Here is an 8,854-nt window from a genome sequence, read left to right on the forward strand (position 1 = left end):
AATTCTATTGGCTTTTTATTTATTAGACATACGAAATGAAAATCGATATAAAAAATAACTAGTCTTAAAATTTAGATTTTCAGAATAGTTCTATATACAAAAGAGTATATCTAATGAAATAACTCTATTTCATTAGATATACTCTTTTGTATTTTTCAATAACCCATACCAACTTTATATTTTAAAGTAAGTCATTTTTTAAATTTATTAACTTTTTCCTTTAAAGACTTTACTTTTTAATACTAAATATAGAAATACATGCCATAACCTTATAATTTCGAAAATCAATTCATTCTAACTATATAAGCATCATTAAATCCTTTACTCTTAGCTAATTTAACCTGATTTACAGCATTATTCTTATCTCTATACGCTCCAATACAAACTTTATACAAGGTGTCTCTACTTGTATTTACTAAACCAAATAAATCTATAAAATTATCAGTAATAGTAGCAGCTATTTCATTAACACTATCTTTTAAATCTCTTTCAGCATCTATATTAGATATAAAATCAACTTCAATTAAACATGCAGGCATAGTAGTCTTACTAAGTACAGTAAAATTTTTATTATATTTAACTCCCCTATTTCTAATATCTAAAACCTTTGAAATATCATCACAAACACATTTTGAAAAATTATTTAACTTAATATTATCTCCATCATATTGCCAAACCTCAACACCTCTAACACTTCTATCATTGGATGAATTAATATGAATAGATACAAAATAATCTGCTCCAAACCTATTTGCAACCATAGCTCTTTCAGTTAAAGAAAGATACTTGTCACTAAATCTTGTAAACTTATAATCTAAGTCATAGCCCTTTAAAATCTTATCAATCTCACATCCAATGTTTAAAACTATATCAGCCTCACAAGTTTTATTTGGTCCAATGGCTCCTGGGTCCTTGCCCCCATGTCCTAAATCAATAACTAACTTTCCCATAAAAATCTCCTTTTCATTTTTTATATTTAATTTATCTAAATTATAAAATTAAAAGTAAGTTTTATGTTGAAATGTAAACCAGTTATTGAAACTTAAAAAAATAAAGTACAAAAAAATAATAAAATCTAAGAATAAGTATCAATTTTTTAAATTCAAAGATTATTAAATTAAATAATAAAATGTAAAAAGTTATCTTCAGTGAAAAAGTCCGTTACTAAAAAAGCTACACATCCTAAAATTAGGTGTGTAGCTTTTACTTTGCTAAAAACTAGAATTTTATAAAATCTAAGTATTTATCATACATTTTATAACCATTAATTGTAAATTATAATATATTGAAAAATACTTAAGCACTCTTTTTGTGCTTATTTATAATAGCTCTTATATAACTTTCAGACATATTATATTTAACCGCCAATTCTTTATGATTAAATCCATTATAATCAGCCATAATACACCTATCTCTAGCATCTTTATATATCATTTTTTCAGTAGGAAAGTATACTGATGTTCCTCCAAATTCTTTAAATAAAGCCTTAACTTTGTCTATTCCAAGCTCCCTAGCTATATTTTCAAATTGTGGAGGTAAGTCACTTATTTTTAATTCCATAAAATATCCTCCTATAAATTTATTAATATGGATATTCTGCATATATTTTTAATTTCCTACTAAAAACTTACTCCAATCATATTTAAACTATATAATCTATAGTTACTTATTATTTTTTATGTAGATTTTTAGAGCATCTATAGATAAAGTTAAAAACCTTATTATCAAAAATGCGATATACGAAAATACCAACCAACCTAAAATATACATAGTATTTATATTCCTCCTAATAAATATCTATTTCATGTTGCCCATAACAATTTATAAATTTAATAAGTTCTTCATTATGATTAAATTTAAAGACTATTTCAGACAGTTTTTTTATAAGAACATCCAAGTATTTATAAAAAATATTTTTTATGAACTATTTTTTGCTTTATATTAAGTAATCTATTTTTCTTATTTAACATTGTATTTTCAATACTTATAGCCCTTTTCCGTTATATTAAATATATATTTAATTGTTTTTTAATGTATATTTAATAATAATTAAATATACATTAAATTATCTTGTATTTTATCTGATTTAATATATTGTGGAAAACTTGTCATTATATAAAACAAATCGGCAGATTATACCTTTTTACAAACTTTACAATTTTTCATTACTCAAAAACTCTTCTTAATATTTATTTTAATTCAATCTACTATGCTAAACTGGCCACAGATAATAGCCTCTCCAAGAGAGATCACATATTCAATTTCTGGATATAATAATAAAGCATCAAATTATATAGAATCATTTGATGTTACTATTGCATATGTTGGACTTACTATTTCCACACCTACATTTAACTCGTTTTCTAGTCTTAAAACATTGCCATTATACTTTATGATAACCTCATAATTTATAATAAGCATCCCAAAATCAAAGCTATTCTAATATTTTAAATATATATTAATATAAATACTACCAATATATTTCCATCTCTTTTTTATGCTTTATATCCTCTTTTTCTTCTATTTTGTACTCAATAATTTTATTATCCAAAGTACCTTTAAAAAATTTATATGAAGTAGCTTTAATAGTTTCGACATCATCTCTATCAAGAGTTATCATAACAGCATCTTCAAAAGCTCTTTCCATATACTCATTTTTAAAATCAATATCTTTAAAATCTTTTTTAAAACTTCTTAAAGTTCCCTTAGTAAACAAGCTTTCATCAGGTACAAAAACATCATTTGAAATTTTATCTATGCTTTTATCTTTAGCTTTGACCACATTATAATCAACCTCATCTATAACAACTTTATTTTCATCTAAATTAATATCTTTTGAAATATTTTTAATAATATCAATCTCTTTTGAAAAATACTTTCTCTTATCCAAATCTGTAACAATAAAATCAATAGAATCAACTTTTCTACCAACCTTATTTTCTTTTATATCTATTTCAAAAAGTTCTGTTTCATTAAGTTCCTTTATAGCAGGAAGTATAACTCTTCTTTTAAAGTTAGCATACTGAGGGTAACTATTTTCAAGCATAAGATACATCTTAATATCATCAACTGTATAATTAATAACTTGCTTAGTTCCTGACCAAATTCTAATTAAATCATATAATCTTTGAGCATTGTAATTTTTTAAACTAAACAACAATGCCAAATTGGCAGGAGTATACCCCGTTTTTAAATATTGATCTAATAAATCATAGATTTTCTTAGGACTATCAATTCTAAATACTTGAGTTTCTTCGTCAAATTGATATCCAGATATAAAATTATACTGACCCCAAACTAATTTATCATTTTTCTTTTTTTCTATAAAAAATATACTCTTTTGCATAAGCCCAGATAAATATTCACTTATCTTTTTTACAGTTCTATCATTAGTTCTCTTTATTATTTCTTTAAATTCATCATAGTGTATGTAACAACTCATAGAACCATCATAATCCTTTTGAAGTTTGTATAATATCAATAAAAATATTCTATTTTCATTTAAAGATAAACTATACTTTGACTGAATTAATACATTATTCTTCATTAGTATCTTAGGATTTTTAGTATCAGTTAAATTATTCATATTATCCCCCACATATTAAGTTCTTAAGTCAAAATATATCATGCCAAAATAAAAGTGTCAATTTTATCAATCTGACACTTTTACCGCTATCAAAGTGACACATTTTGTTATCAACTTGACATATTTGATTATCAATCTGACACTTTTAAATTATCAACTTGACACATTTGATTATCAAAGTGACACATTTCGTTATCAACTTGACACATTTAAGCAACTTAACACTAGTATTTTCAATGGTTTAGACCATACCTAAATACTATTAAATACTATAAATACTATTTATAAATACTAGTAAAGACTAGTAAAGGTCTTTTTCTTATCTAATCTAATCTATTCTATTTTTATAAGATAAATAAATATCCTTATAAAAAATTTACAAAATTAATAGTGTTATCAAAGTGTTATATTTAATGTTTTATAAAGCAAGATATTTATAATTATTAAATCGATGTTTAAATTTATCTAACAGTATCAAATAAACATATAAAAATACCTCGTAAATTAGCTTATAAGAACTTTAATTATTATTTTTGATATTTATATTAAAAGCAATTTTTTTTGCTCTTAAGGCTTTTATATTTACTTAATTTAACAAAGATAAAATTAAGTAAACAAGATATGTTATCTATGACGGCATATTGATATATAGAATAATGCCAAAAGTAGAAAAGTCAAATGAGGTTAAATTAAAAAATACATGGAATTTATTAATTAAAGTTTCATAAGAAACTTAAAAATAAAAAAGAGTGTATCTAATGAAATCCAGTGGTTTCAACATATATACTCTTTTTACTAATCGTAAAACCCATTCTCATTTTATCTATATTTCTCCATATATTCCTTCATTGCCATAGATAATAAATCTTGTTTACTATATCTTTGTTTTTCACAAAATTCTTGCCACTCCTTATATACAAACATATTAACCCTAAATGCCTTTGCTTTTGGCTTTAAATGTTTATCATCTATTAAATCTATAATTATTTGTTTTTTATCTGTATTGGAGTTTGTATTGGATGTTGTATTGGCTTTAAATTTTTCAACTAACATTTCAAAAATTTCTAGATTTTGTTCTAAAAAATTAATTGCCATTTGCTGAGAATCTTTAAGTATTGGACTTGTATTTTTATCCAATACAACTACATTATTATTACTTGTATTGGATATTGTATTGGCTTGTATATTAGGTACATACTGTCTTAATTTATTATCATATTTATATCCATTTGTTTTTATTTCTCTTTGGAGTGTCTTTTCACCAATTCCAATGTTTTGCCTAATTTTAGTAACAGTTTTACCTTCTCCTAACTTAGTATTTAGGTAATTGATTTTATCTTTAAAATTTAAATTTTGAAATTTCTCTTTTGTCATAATCTACCTCCGTTTCTGGATGTATTGTTTTTGTATTACACTTGTATATATACATAGTAGCATTTTTGTACTTTAAGGGCATCATAACTCCTTTATAATGTGTAATATTTTTAAACTTCAAATGTACAAAATAATTTTTAATACTCAAAAAAGCACAAGAAATTTCTTGTGCTTATACTTTTATATAAATTTGCTATATTATAATTTTATTTATCATCAATAAAGCGTCCTTCTTTAGGTTTTGCTATTTCATTAAAATTGTTAATTAAATACTTTAAATGTTTTTTTAGACTCTCATCTTCCATAGGTTGACCATGACCTGGTATAGCTAAACTTGGATTTAATTTTGCTATTTTTTCAACAGATTTTTTTGCTTCATCCCAATTTGTTGTTAAATACTTAGGAGGACCACTTATATCTTCTTTTTGAGTTATTACAGATATAATAGATTCTTGTTTTAATGTAGAAAATGCATCTGCGGCTATGATGATATTTCCCTCTTTTTTAAACAATGATATATGACCTTCACAATGACCAGGAGTATGTATATAAACCCACCCAGGCATAGGAGGAATACTACCATCAGATGGAAGTTCTATTGCTCTATTTCCTAAATCAATACTAGTATGAGGGAATGTAGGTGACATTTTAGCTACTAATCCTTCATCTACTTTAGGATCAGCTAAAGGATAATCTTTTTTACCTGTGACATAAGGTAATTCTAATTTATGAACGTAAACAGGAACATCCCAGTATTTTGATAACTTTTTAACAGAACCAACATGATCAAAATGTCCATGTGTAAGTATTATTGCCTCAGGCTTACTGTTTTCTCCAAATTTTTCTGCAGCACATTTTATTATAAATTCAGCAGAGTTTTCAAGACCTGTATCAACTAAAACCCATTTATCAGAATTATTTTCTAAATTACTAACTATGCAAGCATTAACTACTCTAAATTGTAAAACTAATATATCAGGTGTAACTTGAAGTGAAGATTCAGTCATTTCAGATAATGCTTCAATTATCTTATTTCCCATTAATTTAACCTCCAATTAAAATTTACCTTTAGTTAAATAAATCAATTTATATTAAATAATAATATTTAAAAATATTTCGTTATTAGTATTTCGCATAGAACTAAATTGTTACATGGTACATATTTCTTTATAATAAAATTTTGTATTTTTAAACTTGATTAAATATAGTCACAAATTAAAGAAGTTTAAATATTATATAAAGAATAAAAGTTTTATCGCTAAATTTTGAAGCAAACTTGTATGTATTATTTAAAATATGCCCTTACAAAAGTATTGATATATTAAACTTAATTTTTATGAATAAAATCAAATGGTTGATTTATTATTATTAAAATCATTTCAAAATTAATTAGCATATTTTATTTATACAAGTATAAAAAATATCATTATTTTAAATTCAATAAATTAAGGAGAATAGTCATGGATAATTTGAGAAATGTCAAACCAAATTGTGGTTGTGAATTAGCTAGACCATATATAAACAACCAAGTGTATACTAAATCATACAACTTAAAAACAGCATTAAAAAAGGGAACTTTATTTCCAGAACTAGACTTAGTAGAATCAAATCACTATAATGATTGGTTATATGCAAACCCTAAAAACAGAGTTAGAGCACAAAAAGGGGGTAAAAGATAGTTATGAAATCAAATAGAGTAGAACTTTTAGATAGAATCTTAGAATATCATTTTGCTTGTATAGAATTAAATTTATACCTAGATAACAATCCAGATGATCAAAATGCTTTAAGTTCATACAACACATATTGCAATAAATTTATTCAAGCGAAATGTTCTTATGAATCTAAATATGGACCATTAACTAATTTTGGTTATGCACCAAGTTCATGTCCTTGGCAATGGGTATGCGAGCCTTGGCCATGGGATAATGAGTTTTATGAATAAAGTTATACAAAATTAGAGTTAAATTGTTTATTTAATAGATTAAGGAGGATTAAATTAATATGTGGATTTACCAAAAAACATTAGAATACCCAGTTAACATAAAAAATGCAGATCCAAGAATGGCTAAGATTGTAATGACTCAATTAGGAGGACCTAATGGTGAACTGGCAGCTGCAATTAGATATCTTCAACAAAGATATACTATGCCAACAGGGAAATCTCGTGGACTTTTAACTGACATAGGTACAGAAGAGATGGCTCATGTTGAAATGATTTCTGCAATACTATATCAATTAATGAAAGATTGTACTCCAGAAGAGCTTAAGGCTGCTGGACTTGGTCCAAATTATGCAACTTTTGGGCATGGACTTCAACCAGTAGGATCTAATGGTGTAAACTTTACTACAGATTATATTAATGTGTTTGGTGATGCTGTAACTAATTTACATGAGGACATGGCTGCAGAGCAAAAAGCATTAGCAACTTATTATCAATTAATAAATTTAACTGATGATCCTGATTTAATAGATGTATTAAGATTTTTAGGTCAAAGAGAAGTAGTACACTATCAAAGATTCGGCGAAGCACTAATGGACGTTTATGAATTTACAGAGTGCAAAAAACAATTTTAATTTCTATAAAGAGTATTGATATTTTTATAGAAATTAATTTAATAAATTAAAACCATTTAAATATAAAGTATAGTAAATATCTTAGATAAGATAAAATTAAAACTTTAAATTTAAATATATATATATATATTTAAAAAGGGTAACTTAAACTAATTTAGGTTACTCTTTTTTTTTTAGGTTATCTTATAATAAATATATGCTAAAAAAATTATTTAATACTAAATAAATAGATAATTATTCATATTGTTAACTGTTTCAACTGAATCAAACATCTTGCTAATTATGTCCTCTAGTACCTCAGATACGGTCATATTATTTTCATATGAAAAAGACTTTACCTTATCTGCTACATCTTTTTTTAATTTTATACCTAACATAACTTTTTCTCCTTTTTGCTTTGGTTTATTTATTAAATCTAATACATTTATATTATTGTTTTTGCTCTCTATAAAATCTTGTCCAGTTGATTTTTCTTCTATTTTTTGCTTTATATTAAGTAATCCATTTTTTTGTTTAACATTGGATTTTCAATACTCATAGTCTTTCATCTCCTTTATTAAATAAGTATTTAATCTTTATTTAATTGTTTTTTAATATATTTTTTATATATATTTAATAACTATTAAATATATATTTTAGGTTATTATTCTTTTAAAAAATTTGTTTTTATAAATAAAATATCTTAATAAATTTTCTATAAATAAAATCATAAAAAATATTCATCAACTATATTTTAGGACTTAAAATCAATCCTTTAATACAATGAACTTAAATAAAGCAAATAAACCTTGTAGCTAGGTGCATTGCTTAAAAATACGCCTACAAATGGCTCAAAGGAGGAAATAAAATGTTAGACAAAAGATTAGTTGCCGAGGTAACAGAAACAAAAGATGCTTCTTCATTAAAAATAAGATTTGACTGTGGCTTAAATGATGAAGGAAAAACAATAGTAAAATCAAGAACATACTCAAATGTAAAACCAACAGCAACAGCTATTGATGTTTACAACGTGGCAGAAACATTAGAATCACTTCAACAACATACTATGTTGTCAGTAGTAAAACAAGATAACACAAACTTAAGTGCATAAAACCAATTAAAAAAGGAGGAGTAAAAAATGGGAGAAATAGAAGTAAAACTTTTAATGACATTCTCAACAAAAAGTGGTAGAAAAGTAAGTTTATATGTAACAGATCCAAGAGAAGATTTAACAGAATCAGAGATTAAATCTGCTATGGATGTTATAGTTTCTAAGAATATATTTGCACCTAATGGAGAAGATTTACAAGCTCCAGTAGAAGCAAAAGTTGTTCAAAC

At 24.7% G+C, this 8,854-nt stretch carries 12 protein-coding genes; 5 read left to right on the top strand and 7 right to left on the bottom strand.

Annotation, left to right across the window (positions count from 1 at the left end):
* Positions 1–284: 284 nt before the first annotated feature.
* From I2H23_RS14165 to I2H23_RS14185, 6 genes are all read right to left on the bottom strand, one after another.
* On the bottom strand, positions 285–950 hold the full coding sequence (locus I2H23_RS14165; protein WP_195581898.1) for an N-acetylmuramoyl-L-alanine amidase: 666 nt from the start codon (positions 948–950) through the stop codon (positions 285–287).
* A 346-nt stretch (positions 951–1,296) separates the two neighbouring features.
* A complete protein-coding gene (locus tag I2H23_RS14170) occupies positions 1,297–1,560 on the bottom strand; it encodes a Mor transcription activator family protein (protein ID WP_195581899.1) in 264 nt (87 codons plus the stop codon).
* A 729-nt stretch (positions 1,561–2,289) separates the two neighbouring features.
* Positions 2,290–2,421: a hypothetical protein gene (locus I2H23_RS15525; protein WP_271933403.1), complete on the bottom strand. Its 132-nt coding sequence runs from the start codon at positions 2,419–2,421 to the stop codon at positions 2,290–2,292.
* Positions 2,422–2,470: 49 nt separating this feature from the next.
* Positions 2,471–3,586, bottom strand: a complete 1,116-nt coding sequence (locus I2H23_RS14175; RefSeq protein ID WP_195581901.1) for a replication initiation protein — start codon at positions 3,584–3,586, stop codon at positions 2,471–2,473.
* 819 nt (positions 3,587–4,405) lie between these two features.
* Positions 4,406–4,960, bottom strand: coding sequence for a hypothetical protein (locus tag I2H23_RS14180; RefSeq protein WP_195581903.1), 555 nt, complete (start codon positions 4,958–4,960; stop codon positions 4,406–4,408).
* A 206-nt stretch (positions 4,961–5,166) separates the two neighbouring features.
* Complete coding sequence (locus tag I2H23_RS14185; RefSeq protein ID WP_195581904.1) at positions 5,167–6,000, bottom strand: MBL fold metallo-hydrolase; 834 nt, start codon at positions 5,998–6,000, stop codon at positions 5,167–5,169.
* Positions 6,001–6,420: 420 nt separating this feature from the next.
* Here I2H23_RS14185 and I2H23_RS14190 point away from each other — a divergent pair, with 420 nt between their 5' ends.
* From I2H23_RS14190 to I2H23_RS14200, 3 genes are read left to right on the top strand one after another with little or no spacing between them, the layout of a single operon-like run.
* Complete coding sequence (locus I2H23_RS14190; RefSeq protein ID WP_195581907.1) at positions 6,421–6,639, top strand: spore coat associated protein CotJA; 219 nt, start codon at positions 6,421–6,423, stop codon at positions 6,637–6,639.
* A 2-nt stretch (positions 6,640–6,641) separates the two neighbouring features.
* Entirely contained in the window at positions 6,642–6,905 is a 264-nt protein-coding gene (locus I2H23_RS14195) for a spore coat protein CotJB (protein WP_195581909.1), read from the top strand.
* 59 nt (positions 6,906–6,964) lie between these two features.
* Positions 6,965–7,537 (top strand): manganese catalase family protein, encoded by a 573-nt coding sequence (locus I2H23_RS14200; RefSeq protein WP_195581911.1) that lies wholly within the window; start codon positions 6,965–6,967, stop codon positions 7,535–7,537.
* Between the two features lie 218 nt (positions 7,538–7,755).
* Here I2H23_RS14200 and I2H23_RS14205 read toward each other — a convergent pair whose 3' ends face one another.
* Positions 7,756–7,914 (bottom strand): hypothetical protein, encoded by a 159-nt coding sequence (locus tag I2H23_RS14205; protein ID WP_195581912.1) that lies wholly within the window; start codon positions 7,912–7,914, stop codon positions 7,756–7,758.
* 470 nt (positions 7,915–8,384) lie between these two features.
* On the opposite strand from I2H23_RS14205, the gene I2H23_RS14210 reads away from it, so the two are divergent.
* Together I2H23_RS14210 and I2H23_RS14215 are read left to right on the top strand one after the other, a co-directional pair.
* On the top strand, positions 8,385–8,627 hold the full coding sequence (locus tag I2H23_RS14210) for a DUF1659 domain-containing protein (RefSeq protein ID WP_195581914.1): 243 nt from the start codon (positions 8,385–8,387) through the stop codon (positions 8,625–8,627).
* 27 nt (positions 8,628–8,654) lie between these two features.
* Positions 8,655–8,854: DUF2922 domain-containing protein (locus I2H23_RS14215; protein ID WP_195581916.1), on the top strand; the 200-nt coding region annotated here is incomplete at its 3' end.

Origin of the sequence: Romboutsia sp. BSD2780061687b_171204_C1 (assembly GCF_015560225.1) — a bacterium.
GTDB classification, from domain to species: domain Bacteria; phylum Bacillota; class Clostridia; order Peptostreptococcales; family Peptostreptococcaceae; genus Romboutsia_C; species Romboutsia_C hominis.

What these genes read in the sequence shown, in the direction of transcription:
- I2H23_RS14165 (WP_195581898.1), bottom strand. Translation starts at nt 950, where the DNA reads ATGGGAAAGTTAGTTATTGATTTAGGACATGGGGGCAAGGACCCAGGA.
- I2H23_RS14170 (WP_195581899.1), bottom strand. Translation starts at nt 1,560, where the DNA reads ATGGAATTAAAAATAAGTGACTTACCTCCACAATTTGAAAATATAGCT.
- I2H23_RS15525 (WP_271933403.1), bottom strand. Translation starts at nt 2,421, where the DNA reads ATGCTTATTATAAATTATGAGGTTATCATAAAGTATAATGGCAATGTT.
- I2H23_RS14175 (WP_195581901.1), bottom strand. Translation starts at nt 3,586, where the DNA reads ATGAATAATTTAACTGATACTAAAAATCCTAAGATACTAATGAAGAAT.
- I2H23_RS14180 (WP_195581903.1), bottom strand. Translation starts at nt 4,960, where the DNA reads ATGACAAAAGAGAAATTTCAAAATTTAAATTTTAAAGATAAAATCAAT.
- I2H23_RS14185 (WP_195581904.1), bottom strand. Translation starts at nt 6,000, where the DNA reads ATGGGAAATAAGATAATTGAAGCATTATCTGAAATGACTGAATCTTCA.
- I2H23_RS14190 (WP_195581907.1), top strand. Translation starts at nt 6,421, where the DNA reads ATGGATAATTTGAGAAATGTCAAACCAAATTGTGGTTGTGAATTAGCT.
- I2H23_RS14195 (WP_195581909.1), top strand. Translation starts at nt 6,642, where the DNA reads ATGAAATCAAATAGAGTAGAACTTTTAGATAGAATCTTAGAATATCAT.
- I2H23_RS14200 (WP_195581911.1), top strand. Translation starts at nt 6,965, where the DNA reads ATGTGGATTTACCAAAAAACATTAGAATACCCAGTTAACATAAAAAAT.
- I2H23_RS14205 (WP_195581912.1), bottom strand. Translation starts at nt 7,914, where the DNA reads ATGTTAGGTATAAAATTAAAAAAAGATGTAGCAGATAAGGTAAAGTCT.
- I2H23_RS14210 (WP_195581914.1), top strand. Translation starts at nt 8,385, where the DNA reads ATGTTAGACAAAAGATTAGTTGCCGAGGTAACAGAAACAAAAGATGCT.